Raw genomic sequence first — 20,161 nt, forward strand, 5'->3', positions numbered from 1 at the left:
GTGATGCAAAAGAAGCGGCTTATTTAATCTATAATGACTATATATGAAGGATACTTGGCTATTAGTTTTTCTTGCTAATTTAGAAGGCCAGGATAAGCGAGCTATTATGAAAGCCAAAAAAATTGAAACCTCCCACCTGTTAGAGCAGAAAAGACTCGATGCACTTCAATCATTGAAAATTATGGATACAGATCCTGAAGAAAGCTACGAGCGATTGGTGCGGCTTGCGATTGATTTATTTAATATTCCCATTTGCTTTATCTCTTTTCTTAATGAAGAAAGACAATGGTTCAAAGCGCTTCATGGCTTAAATTTAAAACAAATACCACGACGGATTTCTTTTTGTAATGAGACAATAAAAAAGGATGATCCCTTAATCATTAATGACTTGCTTCATGATAAACGATTTGCAAATAGTCCTTTCGTACAACAAGATCCATATCTTCGGTTTTATGCGGGCGTTCCTTTGACTGATCCCCAGGGCTATAATGTAGGTACCTTTTGCTTGGCTGATACCTCTCCAAAAGAGCTTGATTCAAGACAACTAGAACTTTTATTAAGCTTGGCCAATATAATCAAAGATGAGTTAACCCTACGAAAGACCAATCTTGTATTGAAAAAAGTAAAAAAACAACTTGAAACACGTAATAAGTTAATTCATAAGATATTTAGCTTTTATATGTCTGATGAAGTAGTCAATACAATTCTTGAGTCCCCTCATCATCAAAAATTAGGCGGATATGAAAATAAAATAACCATTATGTTTAGTGACTTAAGAAATTTTACGCCTTTATCTGAATCAATTCCTGGTGAAACTCTTGTTTCGCTTCTAAACTCTTATTTCAGTAAAATGGTTCCTGTAATCGAAAAGCATCAAGGCGTTGTTGATGCATATATTGGCGATGCCATCATGGCTATTTTTGGTGCGCCATATTCCTCTGGAAATGACTCACTTCGTGCAGTAGCTTGTGCTTTGGAAATGCAAAAGGTATTAAAAAAACTGAATCATACCAACAGTAAAATACATTTACCGCATATCGAGATGGGCGTAGGGCTTAATACAGGCTTGGCTGTAGTTGGGAATATTGGCTCCAGGAAGCGAATGCAATATAGTGCAATAGGAGCGCCAGTGAATTTATCATCACGAATTCAAGATCTAAGTCTTGGAGGACAGATACTGATTTCCGAATCCACTTATCAGGAAGTTGCAAAAGACATCGAGGTTAACGGACATCTTCGGGTAAAGGTTAAAGGAGTTCAGTCACCCATTACTATTTATGATGTTGCACGATTAAAGTCGAATAATGAAAAGGCACTTTAATGCAGTGTGTTCCTAATATTCTAAAAATTAACTTAGCGCATGGTAAGTTCTTTTACTGAGTCAAAATAGCCTGATTTTCGAGTACCCAAGCACAGCATGCAGCATACCCATAGTAGAAATGGAAACAGTCCTAAATTTTAGGCATGTTATTTTCCATTTCATCAGATAAACCATTCGGAGTCACTCCCCAAGGTTTTGTCTTTGAGGATTTGACAGGCAATCCACCCTTATTTAACGTTTCAGTAACAAATGAAGTACAATTATGTACCTCATGGTTATTTGTTTTTTTCTCAGATGCCCTTCGATGCATTTCGATATCAATGGGGTCTTGGGCGATAAATGCGGAACTGTCTTTCAAAAGTCCAAGGAGATTCACATTTGGAAATAACTGATAACCCATCTTACCCGTTTTTACTTTTTTATGAGCTTGCTCAATGTGCTTATGCATTTCGGATGCGTTCAGATTTTTATAATGATAAACATGATCAGGGGGTAGGGGACCTGTATCTTTAGGTATTATCTTTATTGGTTCACCTATATCAGTAACAGAAATAGGCGCTGCAGCACCTAATGTTTGCATGTCTTCAGATAAATTGGTAGCAATGTGTGCTGGTAAGGGTAATACTGAGGTTAATCCTGTGGATGGAATTTTATCGGGATGAATGCTTGCATATTCCCCCGGATCCTCGTTTTTCATTTTTGGCTTAGATCCACCTACTTGTATCGCTGCGTGACCCACTTTCTCAGAGGTCATATTCCAAATAAATACCCAAGTATCTTTTCCGGTTTCAGGGGATTTTTTTTCTTGTAAATCAGGAGTATCAAGATTGGGAGTTGAATTTGAAGCGGTAGGAGTAATTCCGTTATTTTTTTTAGATTTTAAAAATGAAAACATATCAATCCTTTTACTTTGAGAAATTACTTATACAGCATATAGATTATAACAAGTTATTAATTTTTTAATCAAACAATGGATTGTACGCCATATCTAATCTTATTAAATACAACGTACACCCTGTGATTTTTATAACTTAATCTCAAGTTTCTTCGCAAAGTCCACTTTATCTACTTTTTGGAAACCATTTTTTTCTAGCTCAGAAGTAAAAAAAGATGGTATCTTGGGATTCTTAAAATCAACAAATCCGCCTTTTTTCACTACAAGTGAAACTGAACTTGAGCAGTTATCTAGTCGTACTTTTTCAAATTTTGGATGATCATCATCAAATACAGGGACACCACACATATCTTCTGGGGCAAGAGACCCACTGGTTTTCAAATGTTTTTCTGTAATTAACTGCGCACCTTTACACCCGTTAGCCAGTCTATTCAAGCCTTTTGCTATTGGATTTGATTTGCCAAAAACAGAGTAGGCGCGTTGACCAGTCTCTACTTGCTGATGAAATTCTTGTTGTCCTTTTTTTGCACTTTTATATTGTTCTTTAGATACAGAGGCCACTAAAACATGGTCGGCTTCTTGTATGTCTTGTACATGATCTGGTGCTAATTGTCCTTTAACAGGTACAGAGCCCAAAGTTAATCCATTGATCACACTTCCAAAGGGGCCTGGAAAAAAACTTGTGTGAGAAATAGTAGTTGAATTCCCTTTTTTCTTAATAAGTAGGGCTGATACATGCCCAGGTCCGTTTTCTTGATTTGTATCTTTTACACAAACACTAATTTGATATTCTACTTCTTTTTTACACGGTTCTTTTTTAGACGGTTCGCTTTTAGATTGCATCTTATAACCTCATATTTTAGACAGCATACGAGGCATCCATACCCTGTTTATCAAATTCACTTTGATTGATAGTATAAAGATCAAACATTAACAAAATATTAAACTCTGTGCAAATTCTGAACAATGGTGAAACGTAAAATGAATTCTATTATTCTGCTCATTAATTTTGCTATGATTAGCTATCTATCTAGAGGCGTGAATTTAGGAGTAAAAATGCATTCTGAGATGCTATCAAATAAAGAAATTACCAAAGCGAGTTATGAAGCAACAGCTGAAGTGTTTGCGCATCGTGTGGCGGAACTTGCTCCTCTTGCATCCATAGAAAAGTTTATTGAATTACTGCCGCCTCATCCGCACATTATTGATATAGGCTGTGGTTCTGGAAGAGATGCAGTTCTTTTTACAAATAAAGGTGCACGTGTTTTGGGAATTGATTATTGTGAAAACTTACTTGAGATTGCCAAACGTACTGCACCTTGTGCAGAGTTCCACCTAATGGATATTGAATCAATTACTTTACCTTCATTATCTTTTGATGGTGCATGGGCTGCCTGCTCATTGGGACATATTGCCAAAAAATCTTTCCCTAAGGTACTCGATAAAATTCATTTTATTTTAAAGGAAAAAGGCTGTTTCTATCTTACTATTAAAAAAGGCGAAGGTGAGGTACTAGAAAAAGATACTCGTTATGAGGGGGATTTTAAGAAATTTTTATCACTCTATGAGGAAGAGGAGTTAAAGGAAGTGCTCAGTGATGCATGTTTTAATATACTTGAATTTACAGCGGTATTGAAAAAGAACGCATATCAATCGCATGATGCCTTTAGAGTCTTTTGTCAAAAAGCTTAAGATCCATTCTATATCTTTTTGAATAAAGGGAGTTTGGTTTGCCCAAGGAACGCAGCAGAAAAATATTTTCAACATATTTTTTTAGAGGTACTTTAGGCAAAAGTACATGATTTAGAACTGGAAAAAGCATTTATCTATAAATGCACTTTCGCTATATAAAGAATTTGATGCGTACCACGTGAATTAAGATTTGCTTTGCATACATGCAGGTCCAACCTTTAATGCGTTTTACTTTGTACAAGCATTTTATTAGTAAATGCAATTGCCAAAGCTGAAATGAGCAAGGTCAAATGAATTATTACTTGCCACATTACAGAAAAGTTACTGAGTTTATTTGGATCAATAAATGTTCTTAACAAGTGAATCGAGGATATTCCAATTAATGAAAGAGCAAGTTTCACTTTCATAGCGCCCGCATCAAGATGATCAAGCCATTCAGGTTGATCTGGATGGGAGTCCAGAGCAAGAGGAGAGATAAAAGTTTCATATCCTCCCATAACTACCATAATCAGAAGATTTGCAATCATAACCACATCAATCAGATCGAGCACACCTAACATGATGAGCGTATCATTAATCTTGTTGAGATGAATTACCAGCTCAAACAGTTCATGAATAAAGCGATAAACATAAACAGCCAGTATTAAAATAAGGCCAAAATAGAGCGGAAGCTGCAGCCATCTTCCCATAAAGATTAACCTACTAATGCCTTTTTTTAAATTATTCATGAAATACACCATTCAAATAGAAACAATTCTTATCTGGCCACATCAAACGATTTGTGTGCGTTATTTACGGAAGTGCTAAATCTAAACAGATCCATTTATAAATGCAATTAAATCCGCTAAAGTTTTTATTATTGCTACCATTTTTTAGGCGCTTTGATTCCGATTTTTATAAAAAATAGCATGGCCTTGGAGATAGAACAGAGTTTTTACCGTTATCTGAATGCCACAACGACTCTGGTACTGAATATTAGACACGTCTCTGAAAAGCAGCCAGCTCTTATCTAACGTTCCGTCTATCACTACTTTTTCGCGGGGTTGTGTGATCCAGAAGCTCTTCGCTAAAATAATGAACCCCGCGGACAAGCCGTGGGGCGTAGACGAAGAGATGCCCAAGAAACAGTTGCTTGCAATCAAGCATCATTTGCTAAACTGATACTGAAAGTATTATGGTGTTTCAGTAACTGTAATTTCTGAGGGAACACCTTGTGCTTTCGTATTCGGATTGTACATGGCTTCTGCATAAGCTGGTGGAACAATGTATTTTCCTATATTTACTGCTTTGATTTTATAAACTATTTCTTTGGCAGCAGACTCAACCCCACCAAAGAAATTGACTCTATCCTCGCGCACATCGACAAAATCCATTGTATTATTTTTTACAGAGTCGTTTACCACTTCAAAACCACCAGGCAATAGATCTTCAATAGCAATATTCGATAAATAATCACTACCTAATGCACGAATTTGAATATGTACTTCAATTTCACTACCCAAGGTTGTTGAATGAATCACATTTCCTTTCGCATCTTTATATTCTCGGAAGATTTCTAATCCTTGTTTTAATGGAGCTTTTGCACTTGTGCGATTAAAACCTGATTGCATAAGTTGATAGAAAAATGTTTTTTTATCAGGATTGTTAAAGCGTATTTTTTGGACATCAGGATCAATATCAGTTTTTTGGTAGTTTGGATTTGTAGAAGGGACATTGATTTCCTTATTATTGGCCATGATTTTTGTCATTGACAAAGCTGATGTTGACTCACTGGGCAGATTCGGATGATATGCTCCTAAAGCCAAGCTAGTAAATCCGGATAACACGGTATTGATTTCATTATCATTGATAGCCTGAATTAAGCGCTTCAGCAGTTCATCACCTACCTGTGGCAACAAATTAGGGAAATGTTTGGCGACAAGATATAAGTACTGAGCATCAGCAATCGCACTACTATAAAAATCAGTGACATAAGCCTGCTTATTTTGTGGCTTGTACAAACCAATTAATTGATTTGCTTCATCATGACTTTGTAGTAACTGATAGGAAGCAGCAATATACGCTGTGGTAATGTCTGTTTGCCATACTTTTGTTTTATCTTTTTCCAGGTACAATTGCAGGTTCGCCAGATAATTGGTTGTTACTACTTCATTGCGGGTTAAAATATAAATGGCATAAGCTTGAACTCTTGCTGCATCCATATCCGCTACATTTTGACCTGCTAAGGTTTTAAGATAGTTAATACCATTAAAGAACAGATCACTAGGGACATTAAACCCTTGGTTTTTCGCCTCGGTCAGGAAATGCATTGCATAAACCGATGCAAAATCATTAGCCTGATTATCACTTAGCCCTGGCCAATAACTAAATCCGCCATTAGACATTTGCCGTTGACTCAGCATTTGAATTGCAGCATTTACTTTTTCATGAACTTGTTTCGTTTCTTCACCAAAACCAGTTTGATTGTTCATTGCCAACAAGGGGAGGGCTTTACTTGTTAATTGTTCGGTACAACCGTAAGGATAATTATCCAGATAACGTTGTAAACCAAATACCAGAATCATCGGGCTAGTAGAAAGAGTTGCTGTTACTTTACGATACTCTGGATAGAATGTTTGCATAATATCTAAAGTTTTTTGAGCTTCTGCTGATTTGCCACTATTGATGTAGGTGCTAAGAGGTGTAGCGGGCCTGACACTGAGTGTCGCACTCATTGTACTGGCTTTATCTCCTAAACTGGCTTTAAAGTTTAACTTGGCTGCCCCTAAAAGTGATTTGGCTTTTAATTTAAAATGAACTGTTTGTTCGTGGCCTTCAGCAATTTCCAGAGCTTGGGTTGGTGAGCCGATAATTTCGATTTCAGGAGAAGCTTTTAAATGTATATTAATCAGTGCATTCTCCCCAGAACCTTTAATGTTATTTGCTACAGATGCAGATATTTGAAATTCATCACCTGGCGCAACAAATGTTGGAACATTGGGATTAATAATGAAATCACCACGAATTTCAGCAGATGCTTCACGCGAACCTACTGAATCAGGTGATACTGCTACTGCCATGACACGCAATGTTCCATTAAAGTAATCAGGAACTTGATATACTAATTGACGATTGTTTGAATCGGTATCAATAACTCCAGACCAATAAGCTACGGGTAATTCAGTTTTTCGTTTAAAAGGATTAAGCCGACTTGCCATTCCTTCTTCACCGCCATCTCCTCCAATCGCAGAAAGCTCCCGGTCTTGAATAAATTTCGGCATGATTTGATCTACAGTTTGTTGAGTCAAAACCTCAAGAGCATGCTTTTGGAAGAAGAAAGATAAAGGATCTGGGGTTTCATAGCGTGCAACTTGTAGAATGCCTTCATCCACTGCAAAGACAATAATTTTGCCGGGCTTATCCGTATGATAATCTATAGTGAACGGTTCGCCTGGACGTGAGACTGCTGCGGTTTGCAGATCAATTTTTATGTTATGGTTCTCATGGTTGACAGTAAATGGAGCAACACTATAACTGAGTGGACTTATGAAGATTTCAGGGGAGCTCCAATCGCGTATAAAGGCGACATTGATGTATCCATCCCCTTGAAAATCAGCAGGTATATGAATGGTTTGTACCGAATTAGTTGTCTCTGTTTTAAACCATTGTGATGCATAAACCTTATCACGTTCTATTGTGATTAAACCTGAGCCGGTATAGGGAGCAGTGATTTGTATTTCGATATCCTCATTAGCCTGGTATTTAGTTTTATTGAGTTTAATCGATAATTCAGCGTTCTTAGCTAAAGGTTGTTGGCTTGCACCTACGACACTGAATTTTAACTGATTCAGTACTGTATTATCTTTCCCAAGGATGCTTAATGAAAAATCACCAATTTGGTCTGTGGGCAAAGTGTAATCAGTTCCTTGCTCCGAAATACTCAATGGGGTGGTGCTAACTATTGTAGATTGAATAACTGATTGATATTGATAAGTACCATCAGCTTTTTTAACTAGAGTTGTGACTGGATGTAATGAAACCAGCTGGATCTTTAATTCCTCTACTTTTTCTTTATTCAATTCAGGATTAATAGCAATATAATTAACACTTCTGGCACTGTTTTGCTTAATAAATGATAAGTCACCATCAGGTTTGTATCCTACAAAAAAGGGTAGAGGACTGATCAAGGTTTTGGTTTGAGTTGTTACACTACGACCGCCTTCAGACTCAAAACCCTCAGCAAAAAATGTTAGTTGATAAGTTGCCTGTTCAAAACGGTGAAGATTTAAATCAAACTCTGCCTCGCCATTATCATTTGTTACAGCATCATTAAGTGTTTCAGTGAACACTTTGGGTGGTTTTTTGGGATCCAACAAAGGGTCAACAAAGCTATAGTCAGGATATTTATCGAATTCCACTTTTTGTGGTACTAACAGGATTTTAGCGCTAACTTTTCTATCGGCAGCAGGAGCCCCATATAAATTCCAGAGATTTACTTCACCTTTTAACCCAGACGGTGAGCTCCAGCCAGCATATGGCTTTGGTGACAGGCTGCTCGTGATTCGCATCCTATCAGGTAAAAACTCAGAAACGCGAATCGTAGTAGAACCCAGAAAGTTTTGAGGGTATCCATCTTTTACTAAATACAAATTAATCATGTACTGACCAGTAGGAGAATTGGCGCTTGTTGTGAAATCAAGGTCCATGTAGCCGAGATCATTGAGCGTAATTTTTTCGTCTTTAATTGTTGTCCCTCTTGAATCAACTACAGTTACCTGCAGAGGTAATCCTCCTGGTTGTGGCTGGGCATAAGCTTGCTTGACTATCATACCGACATGAACGGCATCTCCTGGTCTGTAAATTCCTCTATCTGAGAAAAGATACGCGCTTAAACTATGTAATTCTTGATTGGTAGTATAAAGACCACCAATGTCAAACTTAGAGAAATTTAATTGTCGATTGGCATTGTTGAACGGAATAAATGAAACGTCATTATTCAATTGGGCCAAATACACAGTAGGCTCTCTATCGTCAACAAAGTCTTTTAAAGGCGGGAAACTAACACGCCCTTGGGCATCACTGGTACGTGATAAAATGGGCAACCCATTTTTACCTAAAATAGTTACTATTGTATTTGCAACTGGAGTTCCTTGGGTTATGGAATTTACGAATACATCGTGGCTACCGTCTTGATTATCTTTTACTAACAAAGCCAGATCAGTAATCAATATCATACGGCTTGCTTTTACATCCAATGCAGTTTTGTTCGGGACATCCCAGCCAGTAGCTTGTAATAAAAATAATCCTTGTGGGCCAAGAGTATTCGTATTCATGGTCAGATACTTGCTGAAATCAAGTGCAGTATATTGCTGCTTTGCTAAATCCGAAATATCAAACTCTTGAATCTCTGAAGAGATTTGGCTGATATTTTGTTGATTAAATGTGGGATTAATAAAATAGGGATTATTAAAATCCCCTTGGGTTTGAGTTATTAATTGGTTGATATTTTCAGGCAATACGCGTGCGAAATCGAACTTCACTGCCGGGACGCCTCGAACCAGTACAGAAAGCTTTTTCTCACCGCTTAAAGCAAGCAGCGAACCTTTATGTAAGAACCCGATCTCTCTAGGTATCGCTGGGACAGGAATCACTGCTGCATAATCATTCCCTAAAGTAAAATCGCCAAAACCTTGCAATCCTTTATCAATTTTAATGTATAGATATCGAGGAGTGTCAGCTTTAAATTTAAAGCTGTGCAGTGTGGAATAATTTTGCTCAGTGGGAATGGCTTCTTTTGTCAAGGGTGAGGCTAGAGAAAGGACTGTTTGGGTCACTTCTCCTGGATTTTGCCATTGATAATTTTCTTTGGCAGCTTCAGCTACAGTTGCTGGGCGATCTTTGGGCAATAAAAAAACATGTACTGACCTATTAAATTCATTCTCTTTTATTCCCAGCGAAGTTTCGACAGTAAGGACTTGCTCAGGCCTATCTCTATCATTGCGAACAATTGCGGCAGAAGCAGAAATCACTTTAAGAAAATCCTGCGCACTAGGGATCAACAGATTTTTTGATAATTCGTGTTGCAAATGGTTAGAATCCGTAGATGAAGTAACGTTTTTGTCTAAGGTTAAACGTAAATAACGGGCTACATCGTTTATTTTTACTGTTTCAGAATTCAGGTAAGCAACACGTTTATTTTTATCATAAGTAAACGTAATTGGAAGTTTTTCACCCGCTGAACCCGATTTTGTTTGATATGCTAACGAGGTGTTTTTTTCCAAGCTTTTAGGATTAACTGGATAATTAAACTCTACTGTGGCTACGGCATTTCTTATTTCAGCATGGACTGGATCTTGATAAAGCTTAAATTCAGTGATTTTTCCAATAAAAGGATGGGTGGAAAAAGAATATACATTGCTTTCCATATTTGCACTGGGGGCAAAGAACTCAGGAGCAAAATGAATTGTAAATTTTTGTCCTGCAGGCCAATCTTCTGAAGGTGTAAAGACTAATTGGCTGTCGGAATTCCACGTCCATGTCCCAGGCATTTCAGGAGTCATTTCTATGCCTTCAGTTATGGTTTTCCCGACTTGGCTCAGTGGGGCGACTGATTGATTGATAAAGCCGTTATTTTTTATCCCAAAATCAATAATTAAATTGTTAGGAACTAATTGTTCTTCAGTATTCGGTGTTATATCTGGAACTGTAATTTGGGCAGTGGTATAAATTGGTTTTGGTAAATTTTTATACCAATAGACAGAATAGCCTGCGGCAATTAAAATGAGAAAGATGAAAAGACCGCTTCCCCAAAACATTTTGGGAGACGATTTTGATTTAGTGCATAAGTAATTCACCCATGGCGGACTACGCCAATTTAATTTGCCAAATACAGATGAAAATGCTTTGAGTAATAAAGAGAGCGGGTTTTTAGTCATCATTTATCTCAGATGGTGAATTGGGAGAAAATTTTTTGCGTATATTTTATTCTATTTAGTGCATAATAGCGACTATGAACAAAATATTTAAAAAACTAAGCATAATTCTTATTACACTCCTTGTCAGTGCCTATTTAATATTATTTTTTTTACCCAAACCTATATTATTAGAAGGGACAAGCTTTTCTAAAGCGGTTTACGATGAGCATCATAAGCTTTTAAGGTTGACATTAAGCAAGGATGAGAAATATCGACTATTTACTCCTCTATCGCAGATATCTAAGCAGCTTATTGAAGCAACTTTATTACAAGAAGATCAATACTTTTATTGGCATTATGGTATTAATCCTTGGGCAACACTAAAAGCAGTATGGCAAACTTATGGAGCACAATCACGGAGAATAGGTGCCTCAACAATTACCATGCAAGTTGCCCGGATGCGCTATGGAATGAATTCAAAAAAAATATCAGGGAAGTTATTACAAATTATTCGTGCCATACAAATTGAAATGCACTACAGCAAAAAGGAAATTTTGGAAGCCTATCTAAATTTGGCACCTTATGGCGGAAATGTTGAAGGAGTAGGGGCTGCAAGTTTGGTTTATTTTGGTACATCTGTAAATAAAATTACGCTGCCACAATCTTTGACGTTAAGCATCATTCCGCAAAATCCTGGTAAAAGAACTCCTAATAATAAAGAATTAAAAAAAATTAGGGAGCACTTATTAGGAAGATGGTTAAATAAACATCCAGAAGACTTCAATAAAAAAGGCATGTTTGCTTTACCTTTGGTAATGCAAAATACGCATATGCTTCCTTTTGATGCACCACATTTTACAAACGAAATTTTGTCTGATTCAAAAACGAAAAAGCAAAGCATTGATACAACATTGGATTCTCGTATCCAAATAATTATTGAGCGGATTACACATCATTATCTCGCTAGAAAAAAAGGCATAGGAGTAAATAATGCAGCTGTTTTACTCATAGATACTCGAGATATGGGCATTAAAGGAATGTTAGGATCGGCCGATTTTTTCAATCAAAATATTAGTGGACAAATTAATGGCTCAGAAACGAAACGCTCGCCTGGCTCTACATTGAAGCCATTTATCTATGGACTGGCATTGGATCAAGGGTTAATTCACCCTGATACTGTTTTAAAAGATGTCCCTCATGGTTTTAATGGTTATAACCCGGAGAATTTTGATTATGAGTTTATGGGGCCCATTAAAGCCAGAGATGCTCTAGTCTTGAGCCGGAATATTCCCGCAATTTATCTTGCCAGCCAATTAACTAATCCAACATTGCATCAGTTATTGGAAAAGGCTCAAATCAGTCAATTACGATCTGAGTCGTATTATGGATTGTCATTGAGTTTGGGAGGTGTGGAATTAACAATGAAGGAGCTTGTTGGTCTATACGCCATGTTAGCTAATGATGGGATTTGGTATCCTATTCGAACATTAAAAAATGAAATAAAACCTAAAGGTATTCGTTTGCTAAGTCCAGAGGCAAGCTATCTTGTATTAGATATGCTAAAAAATACACCTCGCCTGGATGATGTTTCCAAAGCATGGTCTCGTTTGCCAGTGGCTTGGAAAACTGGAACTTCATCAGGTTATCGTGATGCATGGACAGTTGGAGTATTTGGTCCTTATGTATTATCAGTATGGATAGGAAATTTTGATAATAAAGCGAATCCTGCATTTATTGGCAAAGACATTGCTGCCCCCTTATTTTTTGAATTGGTTGACGCATTAAAACATGAGCGAGGTCCAATACATGCTTTAGAAAAACACCCTGAACAGATGAATCTGAAAAAAGTAGAGGTATGTAAAGCTTCCGGAATGTTGCCTACGCGTTATTGCCAGGATACTGAGTGGAGCTGGTTTATTCCTGGAAAATCCCCAATAACTGCCGATACAATTTACCGAGAAGTCGCTATTAATAGTAAAACAGGTTTACGAACGTGTCATATTGATGAAAATACACGTTTTGAAATTTTCGAGTTTTGGCCCTCTGATTTGTTGAGCATTTTTAAGAAGGCCGGCATACAAAGGCATGTCCCACCATTTTATGAACCTGATTGCATCTTATCTGGCAATCCTGGTATTCATCCACATATTACTTCACCACAAAATGGTATAAGCTATATTGTTCGTGTTGATTCGCAACAAAATAATACCATTCCCCTTACTGCAGTGACTGACGCCGGTGTTGCTCATGTATACTGGTTTATCAATGAAACATTTATAGCAAAAACTAAAGCCGGTGAGCCTTATTTATGGAAAGCAAAGCCTGGAAAATTTGTTGTTAGAATCGTGGATGATCATGGTCAATCCGATGCACGGGATATTAATATTCAATTGGATAGTTGATTAGACCGTGGCTTAAATAGATAAAAGGTATATATTATTATAAAGAAATTTTATAGATGTTAGAACCTGGGCGTGGCAGAAACTGGGCAATGTAATGATTCGAATAGTTTCGGGTTATGCATTTGTTTCATACCAATAAGTAAAGAAATTAAGTGTCTTTTCTAAGCTCTGCGATTGTTCCCGGTTCCAGTGGTTTCGTGGGATTCCTGGATTCCGCGGATAAACCGCGGAACGTAAGATAGAGGTCGATAGTCATTTGGCAGTAATATCACGCTGCAGGCTACGTAAGAGGCGGTGTGCTAAGGAAAGCATTCATGAAAAAAATAAGTGTTCGTCATTGGTTACCTTTAACTATTCTGCTTGGATTATTGATCCTTTTTTTCAGCTTTCGCCTCGATAAATATTTAAGTTTTGAAGCATTAAAAGAAAATCGTGCCTTACTCGCTTCATGGACTACCAAACATTATTTTTTAGCTTCCTTCCTTTTTATTGCGTGTTATACATTGTCTGTTGCAATTTCTATACCTGGAGCGATTTATCTTACTTTGATTGGTGGTTTTTTATTTGGAGTGTTTTGGGGAACTATTTTTGTCGTCATCAGTGCTACAATAGGAGCCACGCTTATTTTTTTGGCTGTCCGTACCTCTTTAGGTGAGTGGTTGGCTCAAAGGGCATCAGGGTGGGTAGGCCGCATGCGGGAAGGATTTCAGCACAATGCTTTTTCTTATCTACTTACTTTGCGTTTAATTCCTTTATTTCCTTTTTGGGTCGTTAACATTGTGCCTGCGCTTTTGGATGTCAATATTAAAACTTTTATAGGGGCAACACTGATTGGCATCATTCCTGGAACTGTAGTTTATGTAATGGTCGGCAATGGATTAAGTCATGTATTTGCTGCAAATCAAACTCCTAACCTTCATATTATTTTTGAGCCGCAAATATTGGGATCTTTATTGGCATTAGCTGCTCTTTCTCTAATAGCACCGATCTATAAATTTTTTACTCATAGCCCTCATAAACAGAAAAGTACCAATAAAAATAAGATCATAAACTATGATTTGACCATTATTGGCGGTGGGGCAGCTGGTTTGAGCCTTGCGTCGGGTTGTGCTCAATTGGGCCTCAAGGTTGCGTTACTTGAATCGAATAAAATGGGTGGGGATTGCTTGAATTATGGCTGTGTTCCATCCAAATCTTTATTGGCTGCAGCGAAAGCTTTTTATTATGCAAAGCACGCGGAATCTTTAGGAATAAAGTGTAAAGAGTTGACTATTAATTTTCATCAAGTAATGAACCACGTGCATCAAGTCATTGCCAATATTGCTGAACATGATTCTGTACAGCGTTTTGAAGCTTTGGGCGTAAAAGTAATACAAGATGCTGGGAAATTCTTGAGCATTAATACGTTACAAGTAGGAGATATAGTGATTCAAAGTAAGTACTTTGTAATTGCAACGGGATCTTCTCCCTTAATACCTCCTATTCCAGGATTGGATAAAGTGTCTTACCTTACTAATGAAACAATATTTTCTATAAAAGAAAAACCAAAACACTTAATTGTAGTTGGCGGCGGACCAATCGGTTGTGAGTTAGCTCAAGCTTTTGCCATGCTCGAGTCTGAGGTGACGCTTTTAGAGGAATTAAAGATTCTTCCAAAAGATGATGCTGATTGTGTTGAGGTAGTCCGTAGTCAATTGGAGGCGATGAATATTTCCATTTATGAGCAAATTAAAGAATTGCGGATAAAATCTCATTCGAACTCCAGGATTACTGTATCTTTTAGCTATCAAAAGGAGCATATAGAAATTACTGGGAGCCATTTGCTGATCGCTACCGGACGCCAAGCTAATGTTGCCGACCTGGATTTGGATAAAGCTCAGATAAAATATACATCTAAAGGTATTGAAGTTAATAAGCGTTTGCAAACCACCAATAAAAAAATTTATGCCCTTGGAGATGTGATAGGTACCTATCAATTTACCCATATGGCAGAATACCAGGCAGGAATTGTTCTGCGTCATCTTGCATTCAAAATACCAGCTAAAGTTGATTATCGGGCAGTTCCCTGGGTTACTTATACCCAACCGGAATTAGCGCATGTAGGGATGCTTGCAGCGGATGCATTAAAACACCCGGATCTTAAAATTACTGAATGGTCTTTTGTTGATAATGATCGCGCGCAAACAGAACGAAATATACAGGGTAAAATTAAAATTATTACCGATAAAAAAGCAAAAATTTTAGGTGTAACTATTGTAGGTCCTCATGCAGGAGAACTTATTTTACCTTGGGTTATGGCAATACGGGAACGAAAGACATTACGTACTTTTACAGATTCAATCATTCCATATCCTACATTAAGTGAAATAAGTAAACGGGTTGCTGGAGCGTTTTATACTCCTAAATTATTTTCTAATAAAACACGAACATTAGTTCGATGGTTACAAAAATTGGGATAATTATGATTGAACAGTATGTAAGGAAGCATTATCAGCAAATATTGGTTGATCCAATAGCAAATCATTTGCAACATCATATAACTCCCAATCAAATTACTTTGCTATCAGGTTTATTAGGTATGCTTATTCTCCCTGCTTTAATCACTCATCAAGAAATTGTGGCAATTTGCTTACTGCTTTTATCTGGATATTGCGATACGTTAGATGGGACATTAGCACGTTTTAATCAGCAGGCATCAAATTGGGGATCGGTATTAGATATTATGATCGATCGATTAGTAGAATTTGTGGTTGTTTTAGCCTTATGGTTTGTTGCGCCTCAAGAGCGAGGATTCTGGTGTATGTTGATGTTAGGCAGTATGCTTTTATGCATCACCAGTTTTTTAGTAGTTGGTATTTTTACAGAGAATCAATCTCAAAAAAGTTTTCATTATAGTCCCGGTCTTATGGAGCGTGCTGAAGCGTTTTCTTTTTTTATTGCTATGATGATATGGCCCCATGCATTTATTTTTCTTGCTTGCTTATTTACTTTACTGGTGACGATAACCGCCATTATTCGTCTCGTACAATTTTATAATCAGCAACAAATAATACGAGTAGATAGAAAATCATGAGGCAGAAGCCAGTGCAAAAGAATACGGATAAATAGCCTATAAAAATTGGCAATTTTTTTTTGCCCATGCACTACCAAGCTTCACCAAAAGGACGAATCTCTACTTCAAATGACCAAGTAGAAGGAGCTTGTTGTGTTAACCAAAATACCGTATCTGCAACATCATCTGATTTAACAAAAAAACTATCAGGTTTATTTGGCATATATTCTCTGGCCTTAGGCAGATCAACAATACCGTCAATAATAACCAGAGCAACATGAATTCCCATGGGGCCTAAATATTTAGCCATTGATTCTGCAAGACTTCGCTGTGCTGCTTTAGCTGGTGCAAATGCTGCAGTTTTAACCGCTCCACGTTTTGACGCAGTTGCACCAATGATAATCAGTTTGCCGCGGCCATTTTGCTTCATTTTTGGGATGACACACTGACTCACGAGCAGTAACCCTAATGCATTCACACGCCAACTTGCTTCAAAATCTTTGGGCTTAATTTCTTCTATATTGCCCCATAAGCCTAAGCCTGCGTTGTAGACGATGACATCGATTGCTCCTAAATCCTGTTGAATTTGCTTAAAAGTTTTCTCTACGGAATCACTATGGCCCACATCGCATTCGTAAGAGTATGCATTTCCCAGTTTATCTGCGAGCTCATTAGTAAAGGTTTTGGAACGTGCTAATAAAGCCAAGTGGTAACCTTCTTTGGAAAAACGAGATGCGAACGCAGCACCGTTTCCTGGCCCAACTCCAACAATAACACATACTTTTTTTGTCACGTTTATCTCCCTAAAAATGTTGGGTAGTTTCTTTTATAGTAAATTTGAACAAAAAGTGTTTTACAATTGAAAATGTTGTGTACATAATTAATTCTTTTTTTTAAATTCAAAATGAAACGATTTTTTAAACCTGCTAAACAACGTATTACTTTTAATGAGTATATACAAAATACCTTAATCACAGCAAAGCGAATTATAGAGATTTCTCCAGGGAAACAGCGTTACACGAGTGCTCAATTTGAACTGGCACTTATTGGTTTTGCTGATCTTAAAACCTTAAAACAAGAAATGGATGATGATATTGAGGTAGAGCTCCCTAAATCATTAAAGCGTGATTGGCAGGCTGGCTTTGATTGGCTTGATCTTGCAGTACATTATGGTGATGAGGATGCAATTGAATATTTTAAGAATAATATGGAAAATGAGATCTTTTCTACTATTTATCAAAAATATAAAGAACATTGCCGTCCTGACTGTGCTTTACAATATCATGAAAATATAAGCAAAGATGAAAAACCGCAGGGTTAATATGTCAATGCCTATCAGAAGAAAGAACATCCTATTTCATACATCGAAATAGAGATATTGTAACTCGGGGAGGTTTGCAATTTTCCCCGAGTTACACTATTTCCCTCACCAGCAATTTAATAGGTAGTACTTGTATTATCAGTACCACTACCAGTGTTAGTGCCATTATTCAAATCTGTACTCGTACTGCTATTGGTGTTCGTTCCCGTGCTAACCCCGGTGTTCGTTCCCGTGCTAACCCCGGTGTTCGTTCCCGTGCTAACTCCGGTGTTCGTTCCCGTGCTAACTCCGGTGTTCGTTCCCGTGCTAACTCCGGTGTTCGTTCCCGTGCTAACTCCGGTGTTCGTTCCCGTGCTAACTCCGGTGTTCGTTCCCGTGACACTGGTACTTGTTCCTGAACCGCCGGAAGATGAAACAATAGTGCTTATAGTGCTCAAAGCATAGACTGAAGAACAAGCAGCTGTTAAAAATAAAATTGATACTATTTTTTTCATGATTTTTCTCCTCAAAAAGTTAAAAATCATTTGTAACAAACCAATATGTAACATCAACAGCAAAGCTAAGAAATGAACTTATAATTTAATTCAATGGCTATTTAATAGGAATAGTCAAAAAAATAGCATATGCAAGCTTGAATAGATGTTTGAATAATTATCTATTTGAATTTTTTCGATATCTTTTTTTACAACTTCTGATATTTCCCTGTATTAAAAACCATGGATGCTTCACCATGATTAGATAGTACTTTATCGCAAGGAAAAATATTTTTAATCACCGAACTATTGAGATTACTACCAAGCCATTCGATTGAGGAGTGTACTTCAGCTGAATCAAAACCAGAATGTATATGCTTTAAGTTCAGGGTAAATGTCTGAGTAAATGAAGCAGGGAGCTTATGAATTAACTGAGCCACCTCAATAATGGGGAGATTATTGCAAATAAAAATGAGCTTAATATGAGAAGTGGTGTGTGTATTGTTTGGAATAAAAACAGCGACACTTTCCTGATCAAGTTGCTTTGCTAAAATTGAAGCGATGAAAATGGTTTTTGGGAGAGACAGTTTCTGTAATGGCGAAACAAAAAAAAATTCGGCATTTTCTGCCGTAAACTGTTGGGTCCCTTGCATGATATATGTTCCAAGCGCATTTTTAAATTCGCCTAATTCCATATGCTGCTGTTGTAATATGCGAATGGCATTTTTTTGAGTTCATGCTGCACTTTACCGGTTAAGCGCTGATAAGCAGTTTTAATATCCATAATTTGGTTGTTGTTTGAATAGAAAAATTGAATGCTATTTGACTTGGTATAACCTGAGTAGCTATAGATGAAAAAACAGATTAAAACAAATAGACTCCATAGCTTCTGGGCTGTCATTGAACTCTCTCTTATCTTTTTCAGACGATTTAGATGGAGGTATTTTGAATAAAAACTAATTATACTGTATTTTCAGCATCATGGATTCTAAGGTTAAGCCCGGTCCAAAAGCACAACTAAAAATATGCTTCGCCTCATCCTGTCTATTTAACTTATTCCAAATATTTTTTAAAACAAATAATACTGTTGCCGAGGACATATTCCCATAGTTTCTTAATACATCGTAAGAATGTTGATTGTCTTGAGAGGTAATCTTTAAGGCTTTTTCACAGGCTTGTAGAATCTTGATACCACCTGGGTGAATTGCGTAATAATCTATATCATTAAAAGAATAATTAGATTGCTTTAACAGTTTTTCCGTAAACATCAAAATGCCAGATTCAATTGCTTCAGGTACGTATGAGCTTAATATGATGTCAAATCCATAGTCTGTAATGGTCCATGCCATATCCTGGCTGGTTTGTGGGACTAAATCACAATAAAAGGACTCTATATTAAAACATTTGGGTAAATTGGTTTGTCCCTGAATCAAGGCTGCTGCGGCTCCATCAGCAAAAATAGCGTTTGAAATGATATTCTCTATATTAAAGGTATCTTGAAAATGTATTGTACAAAGCTCGACGCATACTAAAAGTACATTGGAGTTGGGTTCTGTTTGACAAAATGCATCGGCTACTTTTAAACCATTAAATGCTCCATAGCAGCCCATAAAATTAATTGCCGTGCGTTTTACAGATGTGGATAGATTAAGTTTTTGTACAATTTCAATGTCAATTCCTGGAGCATACATCCCTGTACAACTGACTGTAATTAAATGAGTAATTTTTCTCCTGTCAAACTCAATACTATTTAAGCAATTTTCGATGGAAATTATGGCTAAATTAAGGGCATTATCCTTATATAAATTCATTCGTTGTGAGGTGGATGGAAAATTTTCATTTGGAGTATTAGGAAAAAATTCAAATTCTCCTGGTTGTTTACAATAGTCTGTTAATACACTATATCGGGTTTCAATTCCGGAGGATCTATAAATTCTTTTCAACACTTTTTTTTGTAGTACATCAAGATGAAATCCTATAGAAATAAGATCCGCGATCTCATCTTGTGTTCGCATAAATGGAGGGGTTGCTATTCCAATTGCAGTAATTTTTGATTGCATTTTTTCCCTTTTTTAAAATATCTCCTTCAATATAAACAAATTTGCTATCGCT

At 37.0% G+C, this 20,161-nt stretch carries 14 protein-coding genes; 6 read left to right on the forward strand and 8 right to left on the reverse strand.

Going from position 1 to position 20,161, the window contains the following annotated elements:
• Positions 1–43: 43 nt before the first annotated feature.
• A complete protein-coding gene (locus LXO92_RS11070; protein WP_232890982.1) occupies positions 44–1,321 on the forward strand; it encodes an adenylate/guanylate cyclase domain-containing protein in 1,278 nt (425 codons plus the stop codon).
• Between the two features lie 130 nt (positions 1,322–1,451).
• Here the strand turns inward: LXO92_RS11070 and LXO92_RS11075 are convergent, their stop codons facing one another.
• Both LXO92_RS11075 and LXO92_RS11080 read right to left on the reverse strand, forming a co-directional pair.
• Entirely contained in the window at positions 1,452–2,216 is a 765-nt protein-coding gene (locus LXO92_RS11075; RefSeq protein WP_232890983.1) for a hypothetical protein, read from the reverse strand.
• A 129-nt stretch (positions 2,217–2,345) separates the two neighbouring features.
• Positions 2,346–3,059, reverse strand: a complete 714-nt coding sequence (locus tag LXO92_RS11080) for a hypothetical protein (RefSeq protein WP_182349652.1) — start codon at positions 3,057–3,059, stop codon at positions 2,346–2,348.
• Positions 3,060–3,272: 213 nt separating this feature from the next.
• Between LXO92_RS11080 and LXO92_RS11085 the strand changes: the two genes are divergently transcribed.
• Positions 3,273–3,908, forward strand: coding sequence for a class I SAM-dependent DNA methyltransferase (locus tag LXO92_RS11085; RefSeq protein WP_232890984.1), 636 nt, complete (start codon positions 3,273–3,275; stop codon positions 3,906–3,908).
• A 218-nt stretch (positions 3,909–4,126) separates the two neighbouring features.
• On the opposite strand, the gene LXO92_RS11090 is transcribed toward LXO92_RS11085, so the two are convergent.
• Entirely contained in the window at positions 4,127–4,636 is a 510-nt protein-coding gene (locus tag LXO92_RS11090; RefSeq protein WP_182349654.1) for a TIGR00645 family protein, read from the reverse strand.
• 444 nt (positions 4,637–5,080) lie between these two features.
• Positions 5,081–10,822, reverse strand: coding sequence for an alpha-2-macroglobulin (locus tag LXO92_RS11095; protein ID WP_232891098.1), 5,742 nt, complete (start codon positions 10,820–10,822; stop codon positions 5,081–5,083).
• A 74-nt stretch (positions 10,823–10,896) separates the two neighbouring features.
• Here LXO92_RS11095 and pbpC point away from each other — a divergent pair, with 74 nt between their 5' ends.
• The 3 genes from pbpC (at position 10,897) to LXO92_RS11110 (ending at position 16,276) form a co-directional block, all read left to right on the forward strand.
• On the forward strand, positions 10,897–13,203 hold the full coding sequence (pbpC, locus tag LXO92_RS11100) for a penicillin-binding protein 1C (RefSeq protein ID WP_232890985.1): 2,307 nt from the start codon (positions 10,897–10,899) through the stop codon (positions 13,201–13,203).
• 314 nt (positions 13,204–13,517) lie between these two features.
• Positions 13,518–15,662: an FAD-dependent oxidoreductase gene (locus tag LXO92_RS11105; protein ID WP_232890986.1), complete on the forward strand. Its 2,145-nt coding sequence runs from the start codon at positions 13,518–13,520 to the stop codon at positions 15,660–15,662.
• 2 nt (positions 15,663–15,664) lie between these two features.
• Entirely contained in the window at positions 15,665–16,276 is a 612-nt protein-coding gene (locus LXO92_RS11110) for a CDP-alcohol phosphatidyltransferase family protein (RefSeq protein ID WP_232890987.1), read from the forward strand.
• 70 nt (positions 16,277–16,346) lie between these two features.
• Here LXO92_RS11110 and LXO92_RS11115 read toward each other — a convergent pair whose 3' ends face one another.
• Entirely contained in the window at positions 16,347–17,048 is a 702-nt protein-coding gene (locus LXO92_RS11115) for an SDR family NAD(P)-dependent oxidoreductase (RefSeq protein WP_182349658.1), read from the reverse strand.
• Positions 17,049–17,159: 111 nt separating this feature from the next.
• On the opposite strand from LXO92_RS11115, the gene LXO92_RS11120 reads away from it, so the two are divergent.
• Entirely contained in the window at positions 17,160–17,576 is a 417-nt protein-coding gene (locus LXO92_RS11120) for a hypothetical protein (protein ID WP_232890988.1), read from the forward strand.
• Between the two features lie 169 nt (positions 17,577–17,745).
• Here the strand turns inward: LXO92_RS11120 and LXO92_RS11125 are convergent, their stop codons facing one another.
• The 3 genes from LXO92_RS11125 to LXO92_RS11135 all read right to left on the reverse strand — a co-directional run bounded on the left by LXO92_RS11125 (position 17,746) and on the right by LXO92_RS11135 (position 20,109).
• A complete protein-coding gene (locus LXO92_RS11125) occupies positions 17,746–17,958 on the reverse strand; it encodes a hypothetical protein (protein ID WP_232890989.1) in 213 nt (70 codons plus the stop codon).
• A 300-nt stretch (positions 17,959–18,258) separates the two neighbouring features.
• Positions 18,259–18,744 (reverse strand): hypothetical protein, encoded by a 486-nt coding sequence (locus LXO92_RS11130; RefSeq protein WP_232890990.1) that lies wholly within the window; start codon positions 18,742–18,744, stop codon positions 18,259–18,261.
• A gap of 261 nt (positions 18,745–19,005) precedes the next feature.
• Positions 19,006–20,109, reverse strand: a complete 1,104-nt coding sequence (locus LXO92_RS11135) for a type III polyketide synthase (protein WP_232890991.1) — start codon at positions 20,107–20,109, stop codon at positions 19,006–19,008.
• Positions 20,110–20,161: the final 52 nt, after the last annotated feature.

The organism is Legionella resiliens (assembly GCF_021344005.1).
GTDB classification, from domain to species: domain Bacteria; phylum Pseudomonadota; class Gammaproteobacteria; order Legionellales; family Legionellaceae; genus Legionella; species Legionella resiliens.